This is a genomic window from Sphingomonas sp. (assembly GCF_036269755.1).
GTDB lineage: Bacteria > Pseudomonadota > Alphaproteobacteria > Sphingomonadales > Sphingomonadaceae > Sphingomonas.
In genome coordinates this window covers 535121-552507 of sequence record NZ_DATBDV010000004.1, presented here as the reverse complement: position 1 = coordinate 552507, position 17387 = coordinate 535121, and the positions used below count along the sequence as shown (strand labels likewise).

Sequence of the window (17387 nt, the reverse complement as noted above, 5' to 3'; positions counted from 1 at the left end):
CTCTCCCATGGGGTTGCACACGCTCGACATCCTGGTTCTGCTCGGCGTGGGGATCAGCGCCGGGCTCGGCGCGTGGCGCGGGTTCGTCACCGAAGTGCTGTCGCTGTTCGCCTGGGTGCTGGTGGTGTTCGCGCTCAAGCTCGTCCACGCACCGGTGACTCAAGCGTTGAGCGGATTCGCGACCGCGACCGGCGCGGCGGTGCTGGCGTTCGCGCTGATTACGGGCGCGGCGTGGTTCGGCGGTCGGATGCTCGCGCAATCGATCGGAAGGCGCACGCGCTCGTCGGTGCTGGGTCCGATCGACCGCGCGATGGGGTTCGGGTTCGGCGCGCTCAAGGGGCTGATCCTCGCGAGCCTCGCGTTCCTGCTGGTTGCGCTGGTCACCGACACCGCGGCGGGCGGGCCGAAGCAGCGCCCGTTATGGCTGACCAAGGCGCGGACCTATCCGCTGCTCAATGCGACCAGCGCGTATGTTGCCGACGTGATTGGCAAGCGGCGCGCCGGGCGGCCGATGTTCGGCGGGGACGAGGGGAATGTGTCGGACGCCGTTGACAACGGATCCGACGATGCCGCGCCGGCGCCCAAGCCCAGCGTCACCAGTTCTCCCGCGAAAGCGGGAATCCAGGGTCACAAGCGTCACCCCAAGTAATCCTGGATTCCCGCCTTCGCGGGAACACAGTGTTGTTTGAACAACAGGGGTGCATCGCGCCGCCCGCTCGCTTACATCACCGAAACGATGAACGCGCCGCTGTATAACACCCAAATCCTGCGGCTGGCGGCGTCGATCCCGCACCACGATCGATTGCCCGATCCGATGGGGTCGGCGGAGAGGCGCTCGCCGATCTGCGGAAGTCGGGTGACGGTCGATATCGACCTGACCGACGGCCGAGTTAGCGCGATCGGGATGCTGGTGCGCGCGTGTGCGCTCGGCCAGGCGTCGTCGTCGCTGCTCGCCGCGCATGCGGTCGGCAAGACGCCGGCCGAACTGGCGGCGGCGCGCGATCAGTTGACGGCGTGGCTGGCCGGCGAGGGCGGCGCGCCGGACTGGCCCGACCTCGACCTCTTCACGCCCGCGCTCGGCGTCACTGCGCGGCACCCGTCGATCCGGCTGGCGTTCGAAGCCGCGGCCCAGGCAGCCGAGACCGCAGCAGGGCCGGTGGGGGGCTGATGGACGGATCGCTGCTCCGCGACGGCGTGGTCATGCTCGGCGCGGGGCTTGTATTCGTCATCCTGTTCCGTCGGCTCGGGCTGGGCGCGACCCTGGGCTTCCTCGTCGCGGGCGCGCTGATCGGGCCGCAGGCGCTTCACCTGATCGGCGATGCCGAGGGCAAGATCGGCGTCGCCGAGCTCGGCATCACGCTGCTGCTGTTCATCGTCGGGCTCGAGCTCAACCCGAGCCGGCTGTGGAAGATGAAGCAGGACATCTTCGCGCTCGGATCGATCCAGGTGATCCTGTGCGGGCTGGCGGTTGCCGCGATTGTCCATGCCGTCGCCAACGTCACCTGGCCCGCCGCGCTCGTGCTGGGCCTGCCGCTCGCGCTGTCGTCGACCGCGCAGGTGCTGCCGATGCTGCAATCGGCGGGGCGGCTGCGCACCCCGTTCGGCGAGCGCGCGTTCGCCATCCTGCTGTTCCAGGACCTCTCGATCATCCCCCTGATCACGTTGGTCACAGTGCTGTCGCGCAATCCCGCCGATCAGGCCGGTCCCCCCGGCTGGCTGCTGTTCATCGAAACCGTTCTTGCGGTCGGCGGTTTGGTGCTGGTGGGTCGGTACCTGCTGCGCCCGCTGTTCCGCGTGATCGGCAATCTCGGCGAGCGCGAGATGTTCGTATTCGCCGCCTTGTTCACCGTCATCGCCGCCGCCGCGTTGATGGAATATCTCCACCTTTCGACTGCGCTCGGCGCATTCGTCGCGGGCGTGATGCTCGCCGATTCGCCGTATCGCCACGAGCTCGAGGCCGACGTCGAGCCGTTCCGGTCGATCCTGCTCGGGCTGTTCTTCCTCGCGGTCGGCATGATGCTCGACCTGCACGTCATCGCCGACCGGCCGTTGATGGTGATCGGCATGGCCGTGCTGTTGATCGCGACCAAGACTGCAATCCTCATGGGCATCGGCTTGGCGTTCAAGATGAACTGGCGCGGCGCGCTCGCGCTCGGGCTGCTGCTCAGCCAGGGCGGTGAGTTCGGGTTCGTGCTGTTCGCGCAGGCGCAACGCGCGATGCTGATCGACCCGCAGGCGGTGAGCATCTTCAGCGCGGTGATCACGCTGTCGATGGCGACGACGCCATTCCTGATGATGGTGACGTCGAGATTCCGCGAGGCGCCGGAGGTGAAAGGGGAGCGAGACGGTCCCCGTGCCGACGGCGCCAACGCGCTGATCGTCGGATACGGACGATTTGGGCAGACGGTGTCGCAGATGTTGATCGCGGCGGGCGTGCCGGTGACTTTGATCGACACCGATATCGAGATGATCGACGTCGCCGGCAATTTCGGGGCGAAGGTCTATTATGGGGACGGCACGCGGATGGACCTGCTGCGCCAGGCGGGGGCGCACGATTGCGAGCTGATCCTGTTCTGCATCGATGGTGACCAGCTCGACGCCGACCTGATCGAGGGCGTGCACGAGGCATTCCCGCAGGCGGCGATCTTTGCGCGCACCTATGATCGACGCGCGCTGATCAAGCTCAAGGGCTCGCCGGTATCGGGCGTCGTGCGCGAAGTGATGGAATCGGCGGTGCGGATGGGCCGGCTCGCGCTCGAGGCGATCGAGGTGGACGACGAGCAGATCGACCGGGCCGAGGACATGTACCGCGCGCGCGATCGCGAACGGCTGCGCGCGCAATACGAGGCGGGCGGCGACCTCAGCGCCGCGCGCGACCGGATCATCACCAGCGACGAGCGGGAAGCACTGGGCGCCGCGACCGACCGCCACAGGACGACCGTCGTCGCCAAGGACACGATTGCGGTCGAAGAGCTGGGGCGGGGGCAGGAGCCTTGAAGAACCAGCCCTTCGTCGAGCGGCTGGGCTTCGCGCTGGCCGGTTGGCGCACGGGGTGGCGGCGCGAGCGGAGCTTTCGTACGCAAGCGGTGATCGGCGCCGTCGCGGTGGTGGCGCTGGTCGTGCTCCACCCCGCGGCCATATGGTGGGCGATCGTCGCGGTGCTGATCGCGCTGATCCTCGCGCTCGAACTGCTCAACGGCGCGATCGAGTCGGTGATCGATTTGCTGCATCCGGGGCTGCACGACGAGATCAAGGCGGCGAAGGACATGGTAGCGGGTGCCGTGCTCGCGATCAGCACCGCGGCGCTGGTGGTCGGGCTGGCGCTGCTGGTCGACCGAGCGCCGGTCCTGTTGCACGATTGGGGATGGTGGCGATGAGGTGGATCGCAATGCTGGCGGCGCTGTCGGGCGCGATGGCGGTTGGCGCGGGTGCATTCGGCGCGCACGGCGCGAGCGGGCAGGCGGCGGAGTGGCTCAAGACCGGCGGGCAGTATCAGTTGATCCATGCGGTCGCGGCGTTGGTCGCGCTGCGGATGGGTGCGAAATGGCCGGCGATCCTGTTCGTCGCGGGCGGCGCGCTGTTCGCCGGATCGCTTTACGCGATGGCGATGCTTGGTCCGAGCAAGGCGATTGGCCCGATCACGCCGCTGGGTGGCGCAGCGATGATCGTCGGCTGGCTATGGCTCGCGTGGGACGCACGCCGCGCTCAGTAGCCGTCCAGCACCCATCGAACCGACAGAATCGAATAGCGGTCGGATTTTCCGGGTGACGCTTCGTAGCGACCATTTCTCATCGCCAGCTCACACGTTACTCTATCGAGATCAGGATCGGCCTTGACGACCACGCGGCACGCGGTTGGGCGACCTTCGCCCGAAACCGTCAGCACGACAACCGATTGTCCCTGCGCGCCGCGCCGTTTGGCCGCCGCGGGATAATCGCCGTCCTTGAACCAACTGCCCGGGTTCGCACCATGCTGCGTCGACGCCTTCGCCGTCGGGTCGATGCCCCACGACCGGAACAGATCTTGATTGCATGTGGCGAGCGCCGTCATCACAGGCTGCAATTTGCCCGTGGCGAATGAAAAGCCATCCTTGCCCGCATCGATGGCGACGCCCGTTGCTTCACCGAGCGAACCTGCGAAATCCGCGTTTGCTTCGATTTCGTAGGCGCGCAGCTTGGTCCCTTTCGGAACCCAACTGACATAATCGAACTTCTTCTGCTGACCCGACTGCAACGGGGTCACCGTCGCTTGCCCGCGTCGAACTCCGGTCCCACCCGTGTTGGGTGCGAGAACGAACAACGTCTGCCCCCCCTCGGTCATCGCGATCGCGGGCTTGAGGGCGAATATCGTGGCGGTGTCGGCAGGGCCGAACGGCCGCGACACCAAACACATATCCTTCCGATAATCGACCACCCACTTTCCCGCCGGGGCTAACGGAGCTGGCGTTGTGACGACGGCAATTGCAGCTATCATCAAGTGGATCATCGTCGCCCCTCATCCAGAAACGCCGCAATGTCAGTCAGATCGACCGACGCGTCAACGAAAGTCCGCCCGATTCCGCGCGCGAGCAGGAACGGCAGAGTGCCGCCGTCCATTTTCTTGTCATGGCGCATGTGGTCGGCAAGCGTCGCGCCGTTCGCCGTGATGCCGACGGCGCGGGGGCTGTCCCCCAGGCCGACCGCGCGCAGGTGCGCGGCGACGCGGACTGCGTCCTCGGCTGGGCACAGGCCGCGGCGTGCCGAATATGCGAACGCCAGCGCCATGCCGGCGGCAACCGCTTCGCCGTGGAGCAATTTGCCGGAAAAGCCCGCTTCGGCTTCAAGCGCGTGGCCGAACGTGTGGCCGAGGTTGAGCAGGGCGCGCTTGCCGCTGGTTTCGCGCTCGTCCTCAGCGACGATCCGCGCCTTCGCGGCGACGGAATGAGCGATCGCGTGCTCGCGCGCGGTGGGGTCGCCGGCGAGCAGCTTGGCGGCGTTGGCTTCGCACCATTCGAAGAAGGCGGGATCGTCGATCAGACCGTATTTGACGATCTCGGCATAGCCTGCCCGCGTTTCACGCGGCGGGAGCGTGTCGAGCACGTCGGGGTCGATCAGCACCAGCGCGGGCTGGTGGAATGCGCCGATCAGATTCTTGCCCGCCGTCGTGTTGATCGCGGTCTTGCCGCCGACCGAGCTGTCGACCTGCGCGAGCAAGGTGGTCGGGATCTGGACGAACCCGCAACCGCGCTTGACGATCGCGCAGGCGAAGCCGACGAGATCGCCGATCACTCCGCCGCCGAGCGCGACGACATGGTCGCTCCGCTCGATCCCGTGGCCGAGCAAGCGGTCGGTCAAGCCTTCCAGCTGCGCCCAGCTCTTGGTCGTCTCTCCCGGCGGCAGCACGATCGCCTCGGTCGCGATCCCCGCATCGTCCAGCGCACGCTGCAGCGTCGCCAGATGCGGCTCGACATTCGCATCGCTGACGATCGCCATCGAGCGCCCCCGCGCGAGCGGCGCGAGGCGATCCGCGGCGCGGGCGAGCAGGCCGCGCTCGATCATCACGTCATAGCTGCGCTCGCCGAGCGCCACCGGTATCCGGGTCATCGTTTCGCGCCCCAGCCGATCGCGCGCAGGATCGCCGTCACCGCGGACTCGTGCGGCGCCTGGTCGCTGGCGATTCGGATCGGGGCCTGCGCGTAGATCGGGTTGCGTTTGGCGGCGAGGTCGTTGAGCACGTCGAGCGGATCGCGGTCGCGCAACAGCGGGCGCGTGTTGCGGCGCCGGACCCGGTCGGCAAGCACCTTGGTCGGGGCGTCGAGCCAGATCGCGATCGCGTGGTCGAGAATCATCTTTCGAGTCTCGTCGTTGATGAACGCGCCGCCGCCGGTCGCGATGACTTGCGGCCGTCCGTCGACCAGACGGGCGATGACGCGACGTTCGCCGTCGCGAAAATAGGGCTCGCCGAATTTTTCGAAGATTTCGCCGACGCTCATGTCGGCCGCGATCTCGATCTCATGGTCGGCATCGACGAACGGAACGCCGAGCCGGTTGGCCAACCGCCGTCCCACGGTGGACTTGCCCACCCCCATCAGCCCGACGAGCACGATCGGCTTGCCGGTCCAGACTTCGGTCGCAGGGGCGCTTTGCAACATGGCTTTACGGGCTATACAGCGCCCCAAGCGCTCGTCCACAATCGGTGGCCGAGCCGAATATGTTTCGGATGAGAGTGGATCGCATGTCGCGGATGATGGTGGTGCTTATCGCGGTGCTGGTGGTGTTGGTCGGCGGGACGATCTTCCTCTCGAGCCACGCGCACGAAAAGCAGCCGGTGCGCGTTGAAAAGGCTGTGTCGCTTGCGAATCTCCAAGGCTAGCACCGGCCTTTCGGCGCTGGCGCTGCTCGTCGCGGGTGGCGCGTTCGCGCAGCAGAAGCCCGAATCGATCCTGCCGCCGGGGTTCGACCAGCCGCCGGCCCCGACGCCGCGTGCGTCACCGAGCCGCGCGCCGTCCGCAGCCGCGCCCTCGGCCCCGACGCCGACCGCCCCTGCTGCCACGCCGGTTGTCGCCGCGCCCGCGCCGCTTGCCGCAGCAACGCCGACGCCGGCTCCGGTCGCGACCGACCCGGTCACCGGGCTGCCGATCGGGCAAACCCCCGTCGCGTTCGGTGCCGTGCATTACCCGCTGCCCGAAGGATCGCGCCGCTCGCTCGACATGGTCGGGATCGCATCCGCCGACCGGATGATGGACCCGCGCGCGTTCGGGACCGCGGACGGCCGCTATGTCGAGGCGCTGATGCGATCGACCCAGGCGCCGATCGCGTCGCGTTGGATGTCGATCGCGCTTCGCCGCTTGCTCGCGCAGCCGCTGGCGACCCCGAAGGACGTCAACGGCGCGGATTTCGCCGCGGAACGCGCATTCCTCCTCCTGCGCATGGGCGAATCGGTGATCGGCCGCGCGATCGTGCAGTCGGTCGATCCGGACAATTACACGCCGAAGCTTTATCAGGTCGCGATGCAGGCGGCGCTGGCGAACGGCGATGTCGGCGCGATGTGTCCGCTCGCCACCGACGCCGTGAAGGTGTCTCCGGAGCCGGGATGGGTGCTGGCGCGCGCAATGTGTGCGGGGCTGTCGTCGGCGCCGAGCCAGGCGACGCCGTTGATGAACCAGGCCAAGCGCGTGGCGAGCGGGATCGACCTGCTGCTCGCGCAGAAGATCGCAGGCAAGGGATCGAACCGCGCGGACGTCACGATCGAATGGGCGAGCGTGCCTGGGCTCAACACCTGGCGCTACGGGCTTGCCATGGCGGCGGGGGAGCAGATCCCGGACGAGCTGTTCGCGGGCACCGGCCCTCAGATGCGATACTGGCAAGTGCTGTCGCCGCAGCTCGATCCGGTAAAGCGCGCGCAGTTTGCGGAACTGGCTGCGGGGCAGGGTGTGCTGTCGAACGCGGCGCTGGTCGATCTTTACGGAATGGTCGACGCGAGCGACGAGACCAATACCGGCGCCAATGCGATCGCGAGCGACCTTAAGACCGCCTATGTCGCGGGGTCGCGCGATGCCCGGCTCGACGCGTTGCGCGGGCTGTGGAAAGGCGCCGATGCCGGCGAGGCTGCGCATTACGGGCGGCTGGTCCTGACCGCGCGCGCCGCGGCACGGGTGACGGTCGCGGGCAAGACCGACGGCAGCGACGATCTGATCGCCTCGATGCTCAGCGCGGGGATGGATCGCTCGGCAGCGCGCTGGCGTGCCGCGGTAGCGCGGGGAAGCGAGGGCTCGGCGCTGATCGCGCTGGCGGACCCCGACAACAATACGCGCTATGGCTCGGGCGATGTCGGGGCTTTCTCGGCCGATCCTGCCAAGCAGAAGATGTTCGCCGCGGGGCTCGCCGGGCTGGCGCGGCTCGATAACAGCGTCGCGCAGAATTACGGCGTCGATGTCGCCGGAGAGAATAGCTGGACTCGCGCGATCGACCGGGCCGCCGCGGAAGGCCGGCCGGGCGAAGTGCTGTTGCTGAGCGCGGTCGGGATGCAGACCACCGACTGGCGTGGCGTGTCTCCGCAGGCGGTGTTCCACATCGTCAATGCGCTGCGCGTCGTCGGACTGGGCGGCATGGCGCGGATGGTCGCGGCCGAAGCCGTCACGCGCGGGTGAACGCGGACACGCCGCTCGACGACCCCGCGCTGATCGAGCGCTTCCTCGAAATGCTTGCCGCCGAAGCCGGGGCGGCGAGGAACACCATTGCTGCGTATGCCAGCGATCTGCGGCTCGCGTCGGAGGATCTTGATGCCAAGCTGGCGCGCGCGGATGAGCGCGACCTGGCGCGGCTTGGCGACGGCTGGGGCGATCTGTCGCGATCGACCGTCGCGCGCAAGTCGGCGGCGCTTCGGCGGTTCTTCGCGTTCCTCGCCGACGAGGGTCATCGCGCCGACGATCCCGGCGCCGCGCTGCCGCGACCAGGCGCGCGGCGGTCGCTGCCGAAGGTGTTGAGCCACAGCGACGTCGACCGACTGTTCGCCACGATTGCCGAACGGCTGGCGCGGATGCCACTCGATCCTAACGACCTGCGGCTCGCGGCATTGGTCGAGCTACTCTACGGCTCGGGCCTCCGCGCGACCGAGCTCGTGTCGCTGCCGCGCAACGCGATCCAGCCCGACCGGCCGTACATCATCGTGAAGGGGAAGGGTGGCCGCGAGCGGCTGGCCCCGATCTCCGACCGCGCGCGTGCGGCGGTGGCGGCGTGGCGCGCGCATGTCGCCAGCGACCGCGCGTGGCTGTTCCCCTCGGGCAAGGCGCACCTGTCGCGCGTCCGGCTCCACCAATTGATCAAGGCGCTCGCCGCCGAGGCCGGCATTCCCCCCGACCGAGTCAGCCCGCACGTGCTTCGCCACGCCTTCGCGACGCACCTGCTCGAAGGCGGCGCCGATCTGCGCGCGCTCCAGGCGATGCTCGGCCATGCTGATATCGCCACCACCGAAATCTACACGCACGTCGACGCCAAGCGGCTGGTCGAGCTGGTCAACACGCGCCACCCGCTCGTTGACGAGTTCCCGCGGCGGCCCTAACCCGCGCCAATGGCAACATTTCTGGATTTCGAGAAGCCGATCGCCGAGCTGCAGGGGCGGATCGACGAGCTGCGCGAGACCGCAGCCGACGGCGCGATCGATATCGATGCCGACGTCGCGCGACTGCAGGCAAAGTCCGACGCGCTGCTAAAATCGACCTATGCCAAGCTGACGCCATGGCAGAAGACTCAGGTCGCGCGGCATTCGGACCGGCCGCATTTCAAGAACTACGTGGCCGGTCTCTTCGAGGAGTTCATGCCGCTCGCCGGCGACCGCGCCTTCGGCGACGATCAGGCAATCCTGGGCGGCTTTGCGACGTTTCGCGGCAAACGCGTGATGGTGATCGGTCACGAAAAGGGCGACGATACCGCGAGCCGGCTCAAGCACAATTTCGGGATGGGCAAGCCCGAAGGCTATCGTAAGGCGATCCGGCTGATGGAGCTCGCCGACCGGTTCGGGCTGCCGGTGCTGACGCTGGTCGACACGTCGGGCGCATTCCCCGGCGTGCAAGCCGAGGAGCGCGGCCAGGCCGAAGCGATCGCCCGTTCGACCGAGGCGTGCCTCAAGCTGGGGGTGCCGATGATCGCGGCGGTAGTGGGCGAGGGCGGTTCGGGCGGCGCGATCGCGCTCGCCGCGGGCAATCGCGTGATGATGTTCGAGCACGCGGTCTATTCGGTGATTTCGCCCGAGGGCAGCGCGTCGATCCTGTGGCGGACGGCGGACAAGGCGTCGGAGGCGGCCGATGCGATGAAGATCACTGCGCAGGATCTCGAAAAGCTCGGGGTGATCGACACGATCGTCTCCGAACCGCTCGGCGGCGCGCACCGCGATCCGGATGCGGCGATCGCCGCGCTGGGCGATGCGATGGAGGGTGCGCTGATGAGCCTGCACAACCTGTCGCCCGACCAGCTCAAGCTCGACCGCCGCGACAAATTCCTTGCGATGGGGCGGCTTTAGGGCAACGAAAAAGGGCGGCGGAACCGAAGTTCCACCGCCCCTCTTTTCAGACTGTAAGCCGCTGGAGCTTACGAAGCCTTCATGTTCGAAGACACGTTGGTGAACGTGGTCTTGAGCTGGTTGCCCAGGCCCTGCATCGCGGCGATCGCGGCGACGGCGATGAGCGCGGCGATCAGGCCGTACTCGATGGCGGTGGCACCCTTCTTGTTCGTGAAAATCTTGCGAATGGTCTTCATGTCATATCTCCAGCTAGGTCACCCGGCTGGAACTGGAGAAGCCCCCTGAACCAGCAGTCCGAATCACTAGGCTTGACGGGTTGATAAAAACTTAAAGCCCCAAAAGCCGTGCCAGTCGTGAGGCTTAGTGCGCGGCCTGGACCTTGTTGGAGACGTTGTTCCACATATCGGTGGTCGCCGTCGCGGTAAGTTGGAGCGCGCCGAACATGGCAAGGACGATCACCGCGAGGATCAGCCCGTACTCGACCGCGGTCGCGGCCTTGCGGCACTCGGCCAACTGGCGAAGCAAGTGTATCATCGTCTTTTCAGCCGCGAACGGCTCCCCAATCAGGGCAAAGAGGTAGAACAGCTTTGTTAACGAATTCTCAATGGCGGGAACGGCGGCGATGACGATGCTCGTGGTCGCGGTCGCGCTCGTCAATGCCGAGGGAGAGGTTCTCGTGGCACAGCGTCCCGCGGGGAAGCAGCATGCCGGTTTATGGGAATTTCCGGGCGGCAAGGTCGAGGCCGGGGAGACCCCACGCGCGGCGCTGGGGCGCGAATTGCGCGAGGAACTGGGGATCGAGATCGATGCCGCGGCGCTCAGCCCGGCGGCGTTCAGCGAGTCGCCGGACGCAAGCATAGTGCTGTTGCTCTATCGCTGCCGTTCGTGGCGACGCGAGCCGCGCGCGCTCGACGCGGCGGATATTCGCTGGGTCGCGCCGGACATGCTCGGCGCGTTCGCGATGCCGCCCGCCGACGTGCCGCTGGCCGCGGCACTAGCGGCCGAGCGCTGACGCGAGCGACGCGGTCGCGCTGCCGCGCCGCGCCGGCTTGGGCTGGTCGGGAGAGGGCGCCCAGCCGGTCAGGAAAATCAGATCGAACCGATCGGCGACTCGCCCGTCGGGATCGGCCCGATCGGCAAACGCCGCTGCCGCCGCGGCGAGCGTGCGGCGCGTGAGCGGCACGCGGCCGTTGAGCACGTTGTTCCCCGCCATGCCGCGCAGGTCGCCGATCAGGCCGAACAGGTTGGCGTATCGCACGACCAGCGTCTCGCTGTCGGCGACCGGCAGCGCAAAGCCTGCGCGAACCAACAAATCGCCCGCCGAGCGGACGTCGATCATCGGGTGGAAGCGTGCTGCGGGGCGATCGGCCTCGGCATCGCGAAACGCCGCGCGCAGCGTGGCGAGCGAGGTGCCGCCGACGAACGCGGCGAGAAACAGCCCGTCGGGTCGCAGCGCGCGGCGGATCTGGGCGAGCGCGCCGGGAACGTCGTTGACGCTGTCGAGCACGCCCGCCGAGATGACCAGGTCGAAGCTCTCGGCGGCGACCGGCAAGCAGTCCTCGTCGGCCTGAATGCCGCCTGCCTGCGCCGCGAACGCTGCACCGGCGTCGATTCGCGTGACGTGCGTGCCGGGCGGGGCGCCGAACGTTCCGCCGAAGCAGCCCAGATCGAGCACGTCGACGAAATCGCGCTTCACGCTGGCCAGCCGCTCGGCGATCCCGTCGAGCATCGCCGCGCGGAGGAAATCGTGCGCGGCGTAATCGGGCGCGGCGCGGTCGCGACGGCGGCGGCGCGCGGCGCGATCGAAGATTTCGGGCGGCTCCATCGCGCGCTTGTGCCGCCCGCGCGGTGGCGCGACAAGGGGCCATGGGGGTTCGCGAAGTCCTGGCCGATACCTTGGCATTGGCCCTCCCGCCACGCTGTCCCGGCTGCGGCGCGGTGGTGCGCGGCGATCATCGCTTCTGCGTCGATTGCTGGGGATCGCTCAATTTTCTCGGACCGCCATGGTGCGCGACGTGCAGCGCGCCGTTCGCGATCGATCGCGGACCGGACGCGCAGTGCGGCGCGTGCCTCGAACATCCGCCGCGCCACGCGGGCGCACGTGCGGCGGTGGCGTACGGGCCGGTCGCGCGGACGCTCGCGCTCCGCCTCAAATATGGCGGCCGGCTGGCGTTCGCGACGACCGCGGCGCGGCTGATGGCGCGGCACATGCCGGGCGACGCCGATGTGATGGTGCCGGTGCCGCTCCACCGCTGGCGGCTATGGGGCAGGGGGTTCAACCAGGCGGTTCTGATCGCCAATGCGCTGGTGCGGGAAACCGGCGTGCCGCACGACCCGCTGGCGCTGCGGCGGGGCAAGCGAACCCCTGCGTTGCGTGGGATGAACGCGCGTCAGCGTCGCACGGCGGTCAGCGGCGCGTTCACCGTCGCGCGGCGGCTGGACAGCGCCCATGTCGTGCTGATCGACGATGTCTATACCAGCGGCGCCACGGCCGACGCCTGCACCCGCGCCTTGCTCAAGGCGGGCGCGGCCAAGGTCACCATCCTGTGCTGGGCGCGCGTGGTCGGCGACTCGTTCGATTGACAAGGTCGCCGCCGCTCTCCACCTCTTGGCGCATGGCGAAGGTCGAAATCTACACCAAGGCGTGGTGCCCCTATTGCAGCCGCGCGATGAAGTTGCTCGAGTCGAAGGGAGTCGAGCCGGTCGAATATGACGTGACGATGGGCGGCCCGAAAAAGGCCGAGATGGTCCAGCGGTCGGGTGGCCGGATGACGATGCCGCAAGTGTTCATCGACGGAAAGCATATCGGCGGGTCGGACGATCTCGCGATGCTCGACGCGCGAGGGGGGCTCGATCCGCTCCTCGCGGCATGAGGATCGCCCTCCTCCAGATGAATGGCGGGATCGAGCCCGCCGCTAATGCCGCGACGCTGACGCAGGCCATTGCCGATGCCAAGGCGGGCAGCGCGGCGATGCTGTTCACGCCGGAGGTGTCCGGACTGGTCGACCGCGACCGCGGGCGAGCGGCGGCGAATATCCAGGCCGAGCGCGACGATCCGGTTCTGGCAGCGGTGCGTGGCGCGGCGGCCGCGCACCGGCTATGGGTCCATCTCGGCTCGCTGCTGGTGCGGCGCGACGACGGCAAGCTCGCCAACCGCGGGTTCGTGATCGATGACACGGGCGCGATCCGCGTGCGCTACGACAAGCTGCATTTGTTCGACGTCGACTTGCCGAGCGGCGAAAGCTGGCGCGAATCGGCGACCTACACCGCGGGGGAGGGGGCGGTCGTGGTCGATACGCCCGCCGGGCCGCTTGGCGTGTCGATCTGTTACGACCTGCGCTTCCCCGATCTCTACCGCGCGCTCAGCGATGCGAGCGCGACGATCCTCAGCGTACCCGCGGCCTTCACGCGTCCGACCGGTGTGGCGCACTGGCACGTCCTGCTGCGCGCGCGCGCGATCGAGGCCGCCTGCTTCGTCGTTGCGGCCGCGCAGACCGGCGTGCACGAGGATGGCCGCGCGACCTATGGCCATTCGCTGGTGGTCGATCCGTGGGGCGAGGTGCTGCTCGACATGGGCGAGGCGCCGGGGGTCGGGTTCGCCGATCTCAACGTGGCGCTGCAGAACGACGTCCGCGCGCGCATCCCGGCTTTGCGGCATCGCCGCCCGATCCCGCGCGTTGAACGGCTGTGATCGTGTTCGACCTCAAATGCACAAGCGCCCATGTGTTCGAGGCGTGGTTCGGCTCGTCGGCGGACTATGAGGATCAGCGCGCGCGCGGGCTGGTGGCGTGCCCGCTGTGCGGCGACGGCACGATCGACAAGGCGGTGATGGCGCCCGCGGTCGGAGCGAAGGGCAACCGGAGCGATTCGCCGCCGCCCGCCGTGATCAAGGCCGCGATGGCTGCGTTGGCGTCTGCGCAGGCAAAGGCGCTCGAAGGATCCGAATGGGTCGGCGCCGCCTTTGCCGGCCGCGCTCGCGCAATGCACGCCGGCGACGAGGAGCCCGCGCCGATCCATGGCCAGGCGACGATCGCTCAGGCGAAGGAAATGATCGAGGATGGTGTGCCTGTGGCGCCATTACCGCTTCCCGTCATTCCCCCCGAAGCGTGCAATTGACCGATTCCGGCGCGCCGACTACCAACCGCGCTCATGGTTCCGTAGCTCAGCTGGATAGAGCGCCACTTTCCTAAAGTGGGCGTCGGGGGTTCGAGTCCCTCCGGGACCACCATCGCGCTGCCGGCACAACCGCAGCGAAGCAGCGGGTGAGACCGGCGAGCGCGGCCGGCGGCGCTCAAGCGCCGTCCGACGACGCGGCTTTGCCGCGGCGGAGCGCCCTAGGTGCGTACTTGATCAAGGCGAACGCGAACGCGTCGCGCCCTAGCCCCCGTTTCCCGACTGGGCCCCGGCCTTCGCGGGGGGCGGGATTTTCCAGCGCGGGAACTCTTCACGCAAAACGGGGCGCCAGCGGTGTCCCGCGGGCGCCCCGTCCTTCGATCGTGCGGGCCTTACGCCTTGACGTGCTTCGAGATGTGCTTGTTCATCTCGAACATCGAGCACTTGTCGACGCCGAACACCTTCTTGAGCTTGTCGTCGGCCAGAATCTCGCGCTTGTTGGCGGGGTTCTGCAAATTGTTCTTCTTGATGTGGTCCCACACCTTGCTGATCACCTGGCTGCGCGGCAGCGGCGCGGTGCCGACGATCGCGCCGAGCTCGGGCGACGGGGTGACGGGGGCGTGGATGCCGCCGGTCTTGGGTGCGTTGGCCATTGCATTCCTTCCTGTTCTTTTTGGCCGCTCGAGCGGCCTAGAGTCGTTACGCCTCAGACGAGCGCCCCTCCTTGTGCGCTGCCTTTTTGCGCTTGTCACGCCTTAGGATGGAATGCGGATCATCTTTTGGCGCCTGGTGCGCCGGTTTGGCCAGTTGTTGCGTCGGCGCGGCGAGTGCCTAAAGCGCTGTAGGACGATCTGGAGACTACCCCGATGAAGACTCGCGCCGCCGTTGCGTTCGAAGCGAAGCAGCCGCTCGAAGTGGTGGAGGTCGATCTCGAGGGCCCAAAGGCGGGCGAGGTGCTGGTCGAGATCATGACGACGGGTATTTGCCATACCGACGCCTACACGCTCGACGGCTTTGATTCGGAAGGGATTTTTCCGTCGATCCTGGGCCATGAAGGCGCCGGCATCGTGCGCGAGGTTGGCGCCGGCGTGACCAGCGTGGCGCCCGGCGACCACGCCATCCCGCTTTACACGCCCGAATGCCGCCAGTGTAAATCGTGCCTGTCGGGCAAGACCAATCTCTGCACCGCGATCCGCGCGACGCAGGGTAAGGGGGTGATGCCCGACGGCACCAGCCGGTTCAGCTACAAAGGTCGGCCGATCTTCCATTATATGGGCTGCTCGACCTTCTCGAACTTCACCGTGCTGCCCGAAATTGCCGTGGCGAAGATTCGCGAGGACGCGCCGTTCCAGACGAGCTGCTATATCGGCTGTGGCGTGACCACGGGCGTGGGCGCGGTGGTCAACACCGCCAAGGTCCAGGCGGGCGACAATGTCGTGGTGTTCGGGCTCGGCGGGATCGGATTGAACGTCATCCAGGGCGCGAAGCTGGTCGGGGCGGGAAGGATCGTCGGGGTCGATATCAACCCAGACCGCGCGGATTGGGGACGCAAGTTCGGGATGACAGACTTCATCCTGGCCAGGGGCAAGAGCCGGGACGAGATCGTCGCCGAGGTTGTTGCGCTGACCGACGGCGGCGCGGACTTCACGTTCGATGCGACCGGCAATACCGACGTGATGCGAACCGCGCTTGAGGCATGCCACCGCGGCTGGGGGACCAGCATCATCATCGGCGTGGCCGAGGCGGGCAAGGAGATCGCGACCCGGCCGTTCCAGCTCGTCACCGGGCGCAACTGGCGCGGCACGGCGTTCGGGGGCGCCAAGGGCCGTACTGACGTGCCCAAGATCGTCGACTGGTACATGCAGGGCAAGATCGCGATCGACCCGATGATCACGCATGTCCTAACCCTCGACGAGATCAACAAGGGGTTCGACCTGATGCATGCGGGCGAAAGCATCCGCAGCGTCGTGGTCTACTGATTTTAACGGGAGAGAATGCAATGTTCAGCCACATGATGGTCGGATCGAACGATATCGATCGTTCGAAGAGATTCTACGACGCAACGTTTACAGCGATGGGCGGCAGGGCGGGAAGCAAGGACCCGAAGGGACGGCTGATCTACGCTCATAACGGCGGACTGTTTCTGGTCACGCCGCCGATCGACGGTCAGCCCGCGACGCACGGCAACGGTTCGACGATCGGCTTCGCGATGTCCCCCGAGCAAGCCGATGCGTGGCACCGGGCCGGGGTCGAGAGCGGCGGCACCGCGATCGAGGATCCGCCGGGGGTACGCAGCGGCGGCGGAATGAGCCTCTATCTCGCCTATTTGCGCGATCCCGACGGCAACAAGCTCTGCGCGCTCCACCGCATGCCGGCGTGATTCCGGAGGCGGCGTTGGAAACCCTTTCGGTGAACCGCGCCTTCGGCGGCATGCAGAGCGTCTATCGCCATGCTTCGACCGCGACTGGTACGCCGATGACCTTTTCGGTGTACGTCCCGCCGCACGAGCCCGGCGGGCGCTTGCCGGTGCTATGGTATCTCTCGGGACTGACCTGCACCCATGCCAACGTCACCGACAAAGGCGAATATCGCCGTGCCTGCGCCGAGCAGGGCGTGATCTTCGTCGCGCCCGACACCTCGCCGCGGGGTGGCGGCGTGCCCGATGACGAGGCTTACGATTTCGGCCAGGGCGCCGGGTTCTATGTCGACGCGACCGAAGCGCCGTGGGCGGCCAATTTCCGGATGCGGTCCTATGTCGAGGACGAGTTGCCGGCGGTGATCGAGGCAGAATTCCCGATGGCGGACATGACGCGACAGGCGATCACCGGGCATTCGATGGGCGGACACGGCGCGCTGACCGTCGCATTGCGCAATCCCGCGCGCTTCCGCAGCGTCTCTGCCTTCGCGCCGATCGTGTCGCCGCTGCATTGCCCGTGGGGCGAGAAGGCACTGAGCGGCTATCTCGGCCCCGACCCTGTCGCGTGGCGCGCCTATGACGCTTGCGCGCTGATCGACGCCGGGGCGCGGGTCCGCGAAATCCTGGTCGATCAGGGCGACGCGGATCAATTTCTAGCCGATCAACTCAAGCCCGACCTGCTCGAGGCGGCATGCGACCGTGCGGGGATCAACCTCACGCTCAGGATGCAGCCGGGCTACGACCATAGCTATTATTTTATTTCGAACTTCATGGCCGATCACGTCGTCTGGCACGCCGAGCGGCTGAAATAAGAAAGGCTCCGGAGCCCCGGAGCCTTTCCTTCTTCTGCCCGACTTGGCGA

General features: G+C 67.6%; 24 protein-coding genes and 1 tRNA gene. 18 read left to right on the top strand and 7 right to left on the bottom strand.

Features of this window, described 5'->3' with window-relative positions; all coding sequences use genetic code 11:
- The first annotated feature begins 7 nt into the window (after window positions 1-7).
- From VH326_RS05075 to VH326_RS05055, 5 genes are all read left to right on the top strand, one after another.
- Entirely contained in the window at window positions 8-649 is a 642-nt protein-coding gene (locus tag VH326_RS05075) for a CvpA family protein (protein ID WP_329630696.1), read from the top strand.
- Between the two features lie 87 nt (window positions 650-736).
- Complete coding sequence (locus tag VH326_RS05070) at window positions 737-1168, top strand: iron-sulfur cluster assembly scaffold protein (RefSeq protein ID WP_329630695.1); 432 nt, start codon at window positions 737-739, stop codon at window positions 1166-1168.
- Entirely contained in the window at window positions 1168-2997 is a 1830-nt protein-coding gene (locus VH326_RS05065; RefSeq protein WP_329630694.1) for a cation:proton antiporter, read from the top strand. Before VH326_RS05070 ends, VH326_RS05065 begins: the two co-directional genes overlap by 1 nt.
- A complete protein-coding gene (locus tag VH326_RS05060; RefSeq protein WP_329630693.1) occupies window positions 2994-3377 on the top strand; it encodes a diacylglycerol kinase in 384 nt (127 codons plus the stop codon). Before VH326_RS05065 ends, VH326_RS05060 begins: the two co-directional genes overlap by 4 nt.
- Window positions 3374-3712 (top strand): DUF423 domain-containing protein, encoded by a 339-nt coding sequence (locus VH326_RS05055; RefSeq protein WP_329630692.1) that lies wholly within the window; start codon window positions 3374-3376, stop codon window positions 3710-3712. Before VH326_RS05060 ends, VH326_RS05055 begins: the two co-directional genes overlap by 4 nt.
- Here VH326_RS05055 and VH326_RS05050 read toward each other — a convergent pair.
- Genes VH326_RS05050 through VH326_RS05040 form a run of 3 tightly spaced genes read right to left on the bottom strand, consistent with a single transcriptional unit; the run spans window position 3706 to window position 6130 of the window.
- Window positions 3706-4485 carry an energy transducer TonB gene (locus VH326_RS05050; protein WP_329630691.1) on the bottom strand — a complete coding sequence of 260 codons (780 nt, stop codon included), beginning with the start codon at window positions 4483-4485 and terminating at the stop codon, window positions 3706-3708. The two genes, VH326_RS05055 and VH326_RS05050, sit on opposite strands and share 7 nt — an antisense overlap.
- Entirely contained in the window at window positions 4482-5582 is a 1101-nt protein-coding gene (gene aroB, locus VH326_RS05045; protein ID WP_329630690.1) for a 3-dehydroquinate synthase, read from the bottom strand. Before aroB ends, VH326_RS05050 begins: the two co-directional genes overlap by 4 nt.
- Window positions 5579-6130, bottom strand: coding sequence for a shikimate kinase (locus VH326_RS05040; protein ID WP_329630689.1), 552 nt, complete (start codon window positions 6128-6130; stop codon window positions 5579-5581). The genes aroB and VH326_RS05040 overlap by 4 nt, the downstream gene beginning before the upstream one ends.
- Window positions 6131-6198: 68 nt before the next feature.
- On the opposite strand from VH326_RS05040, the gene VH326_RS05035 reads away from it, so the two are divergent.
- The 4 genes from VH326_RS05035 to VH326_RS05020 are packed head-to-tail and all read left to right on the top strand — an operon-like array spanning window position 6199 to window position 9996.
- A complete protein-coding gene (locus VH326_RS05035) occupies window positions 6199-6351 on the top strand; it encodes a hypothetical protein (RefSeq protein WP_329630688.1) in 153 nt (50 codons plus the stop codon).
- Entirely contained in the window at window positions 6332-8128 is a 1797-nt protein-coding gene (locus tag VH326_RS05030) for a hypothetical protein (protein WP_329630687.1), read from the top strand. The genes VH326_RS05035 and VH326_RS05030 overlap by 20 nt, the downstream gene beginning before the upstream one ends.
- Window positions 8125-9039, top strand: a complete 915-nt coding sequence (locus tag VH326_RS05025) for a tyrosine-type recombinase/integrase (RefSeq protein WP_329630686.1) — start codon at window positions 8125-8127, stop codon at window positions 9037-9039. The genes VH326_RS05030 and VH326_RS05025 overlap by 4 nt, the downstream gene beginning before the upstream one ends.
- 9 nt (window positions 9040-9048) lie before the next feature.
- Window positions 9049-9996: an acetyl-CoA carboxylase carboxyltransferase subunit alpha gene (locus VH326_RS05020; RefSeq protein ID WP_329630685.1), complete on the top strand. Its 948-nt coding sequence runs from the start codon at window positions 9049-9051 to the stop codon at window positions 9994-9996.
- Window positions 9997-10064: 68 nt separating this feature from the next.
- On the opposite strand, the gene VH326_RS05015 is transcribed toward VH326_RS05020, so the two are convergent.
- Together VH326_RS05015 and VH326_RS05010 are read right to left on the bottom strand one after the other, a co-directional pair.
- Window positions 10065-10232, bottom strand: coding sequence for a Flp family type IVb pilin (locus tag VH326_RS05015; RefSeq protein ID WP_294040102.1), 168 nt, complete (start codon window positions 10230-10232; stop codon window positions 10065-10067).
- Window positions 10233-10356: 124 nt separating this feature from the next.
- Window positions 10357-10530 carry a Flp family type IVb pilin gene (locus VH326_RS05010; RefSeq protein ID WP_329630684.1) on the bottom strand — a complete coding sequence of 58 codons (174 nt, stop codon included), beginning with the start codon at window positions 10528-10530 and terminating at the stop codon, window positions 10357-10359.
- A 94-nt stretch (window positions 10531-10624) separates the two neighbouring features.
- Between VH326_RS05010 and VH326_RS05005 the strand changes: the two genes are divergently transcribed.
- Window positions 10625-11008, top strand: coding sequence for a (deoxy)nucleoside triphosphate pyrophosphohydrolase (locus tag VH326_RS05005; RefSeq protein ID WP_329630800.1), 384 nt, complete (start codon window positions 10625-10627; stop codon window positions 11006-11008).
- Here the strand turns inward: VH326_RS05005 and VH326_RS05000 are convergent.
- Window positions 10991-11821 (bottom strand): class I SAM-dependent methyltransferase, encoded by an 831-nt coding sequence (locus tag VH326_RS05000; RefSeq protein ID WP_329630683.1) that lies wholly within the window; start codon window positions 11819-11821, stop codon window positions 10991-10993. The genes VH326_RS05005 and VH326_RS05000 overlap by 18 nt on opposite strands.
- A 41-nt stretch (window positions 11822-11862) precedes the next feature.
- Between VH326_RS05000 and VH326_RS04995 the strand changes: the two genes are divergently transcribed.
- From VH326_RS04995 to VH326_RS04975, 5 genes are all read left to right on the top strand, one after another.
- Window positions 11863-12579: a ComF family protein gene (locus VH326_RS04995; RefSeq protein WP_329630682.1), complete on the top strand. Its 717-nt coding sequence runs from the start codon at window positions 11863-11865 to the stop codon at window positions 12577-12579.
- 32 nt (window positions 12580-12611) lie between these two features.
- A complete protein-coding gene (grxC, locus tag VH326_RS04990) occupies window positions 12612-12869 on the top strand; it encodes a glutaredoxin 3 (RefSeq protein ID WP_329630681.1) in 258 nt (85 codons plus the stop codon).
- On the top strand, window positions 12866-13687 hold the full coding sequence (locus VH326_RS04985) for a carbon-nitrogen hydrolase family protein (protein ID WP_329630680.1): 822 nt from the start codon (window positions 12866-12868) through the stop codon (window positions 13685-13687). Before grxC ends, VH326_RS04985 begins: the two co-directional genes overlap by 4 nt.
- Window positions 13684-14112 carry a DUF1178 family protein gene (locus tag VH326_RS04980; RefSeq protein ID WP_329630679.1) on the top strand — a complete coding sequence of 143 codons (429 nt, stop codon included), beginning with the start codon at window positions 13684-13686 and terminating at the stop codon, window positions 14110-14112. Before VH326_RS04985 ends, VH326_RS04980 begins: the two co-directional genes overlap by 4 nt.
- Window positions 14113-14147: 35 nt before the next feature.
- Window positions 14148-14224 (top strand) — tRNA-Arg (locus VH326_RS04975).
- A 277-nt stretch (window positions 14225-14501) separates the two neighbouring features.
- On the opposite strand, the gene VH326_RS04970 is transcribed toward VH326_RS04975, so the two are convergent.
- Window positions 14502-14762: an SWIB/MDM2 domain-containing protein gene (locus tag VH326_RS04970; RefSeq protein ID WP_329630678.1), complete on the bottom strand. Its 261-nt coding sequence runs from the start codon at window positions 14760-14762 to the stop codon at window positions 14502-14504.
- A 213-nt stretch (window positions 14763-14975) separates the two neighbouring features.
- On the opposite strand from VH326_RS04970, the gene VH326_RS04965 reads away from it, so the two are divergent.
- From VH326_RS04965 to fghA, 3 genes are read left to right on the top strand one after another with little or no spacing between them, the layout of a single operon-like run.
- Window positions 14976-16088, top strand: a complete 1113-nt coding sequence (locus tag VH326_RS04965) for an S-(hydroxymethyl)glutathione dehydrogenase/class III alcohol dehydrogenase (RefSeq protein WP_329630677.1) — start codon at window positions 14976-14978, stop codon at window positions 16086-16088.
- 20 nt (window positions 16089-16108) lie between these two features.
- Window positions 16109-16489 (top strand): VOC family protein, encoded by a 381-nt coding sequence (locus VH326_RS04960; RefSeq protein ID WP_329630676.1) that lies wholly within the window; start codon window positions 16109-16111, stop codon window positions 16487-16489.
- 14 nt (window positions 16490-16503) lie between these two features.
- On the top strand, window positions 16504-17337 hold the full coding sequence (fghA, locus tag VH326_RS04955) for an S-formylglutathione hydrolase (protein WP_414714247.1): 834 nt from the start codon (window positions 16504-16506) through the stop codon (window positions 17335-17337).
- Window positions 17338-17387: the final 50 nt, after the last annotated feature.

What these genes read in the sequence shown, in the direction of transcription:
- VH326_RS05015 (WP_294040102.1), bottom strand. Translation starts at nt 10,232, where the DNA reads ATGAAGACCATTCGCAAGATTTTCACGAACAAGAAGGGTGCCACCGCC.
- VH326_RS05035 (WP_329630688.1), top strand. Translation starts at nt 6,199, where the DNA reads ATGAGAGTGGATCGCATGTCGCGGATGATGGTGGTGCTTATCGCGGTG.
- VH326_RS05055 (WP_329630692.1), top strand. Translation starts at nt 3,374, where the DNA reads ATGAGGTGGATCGCAATGCTGGCGGCGCTGTCGGGCGCGATGGCGGTT.
- VH326_RS05075 (WP_329630696.1), top strand. Translation starts at nt 8, where the DNA reads ATGGGGTTGCACACGCTCGACATCCTGGTTCTGCTCGGCGTGGGGATC.
- VH326_RS04985 (WP_329630680.1), top strand. Translation starts at nt 12,866, where the DNA reads ATGAGGATCGCCCTCCTCCAGATGAATGGCGGGATCGAGCCCGCCGCT.
- VH326_RS04965 (WP_329630677.1), top strand. Translation starts at nt 14,976, where the DNA reads ATGAAGACTCGCGCCGCCGTTGCGTTCGAAGCGAAGCAGCCGCTCGAA.
- aroB (WP_329630690.1), bottom strand. Translation starts at nt 5,582, where the DNA reads ATGACCCGGATACCGGTGGCGCTCGGCGAGCGCAGCTATGACGTGATG.
- VH326_RS05070 (WP_329630695.1), top strand. Translation starts at nt 737, where the DNA reads ATGAACGCGCCGCTGTATAACACCCAAATCCTGCGGCTGGCGGCGTCG.
- VH326_RS04995 (WP_329630682.1), top strand. Translation starts at nt 11,863, where the DNA reads ATGGGGGTTCGCGAAGTCCTGGCCGATACCTTGGCATTGGCCCTCCCG.
- VH326_RS05010 (WP_329630684.1), bottom strand. Translation starts at nt 10,530, where the DNA reads ATGATACACTTGCTTCGCCAGTTGGCCGAGTGCCGCAAGGCCGCGACC.
- VH326_RS05005 (WP_329630800.1), top strand. Translation starts at nt 10,625, where the DNA reads ATGCTCGTGGTCGCGGTCGCGCTCGTCAATGCCGAGGGAGAGGTTCTC.
- VH326_RS04970 (WP_329630678.1), bottom strand. Translation starts at nt 14,762, where the DNA reads ATGGCCAACGCACCCAAGACCGGCGGCATCCACGCCCCCGTCACCCCG.
- VH326_RS05065 (WP_329630694.1), top strand. Translation starts at nt 1,168, where the DNA reads ATGGACGGATCGCTGCTCCGCGACGGCGTGGTCATGCTCGGCGCGGGG.
- VH326_RS05020 (WP_329630685.1), top strand. Translation starts at nt 9,049, where the DNA reads ATGGCAACATTTCTGGATTTCGAGAAGCCGATCGCCGAGCTGCAGGGG.
- grxC (WP_329630681.1), top strand. Translation starts at nt 12,612, where the DNA reads ATGGCGAAGGTCGAAATCTACACCAAGGCGTGGTGCCCCTATTGCAGC.
- VH326_RS05000 (WP_329630683.1), bottom strand. Translation starts at nt 11,821, where the DNA reads ATGGAGCCGCCCGAAATCTTCGATCGCGCCGCGCGCCGCCGCCGTCGC.
- VH326_RS05040 (WP_329630689.1), bottom strand. Translation starts at nt 6,130, where the DNA reads ATGTTGCAAAGCGCCCCTGCGACCGAAGTCTGGACCGGCAAGCCGATC.
- VH326_RS04960 (WP_329630676.1), top strand. Translation starts at nt 16,109, where the DNA reads ATGTTCAGCCACATGATGGTCGGATCGAACGATATCGATCGTTCGAAG.
- VH326_RS05050 (WP_329630691.1), bottom strand. Translation starts at nt 4,485, where the DNA reads ATGATCCACTTGATGATAGCTGCAATTGCCGTCGTCACAACGCCAGCT.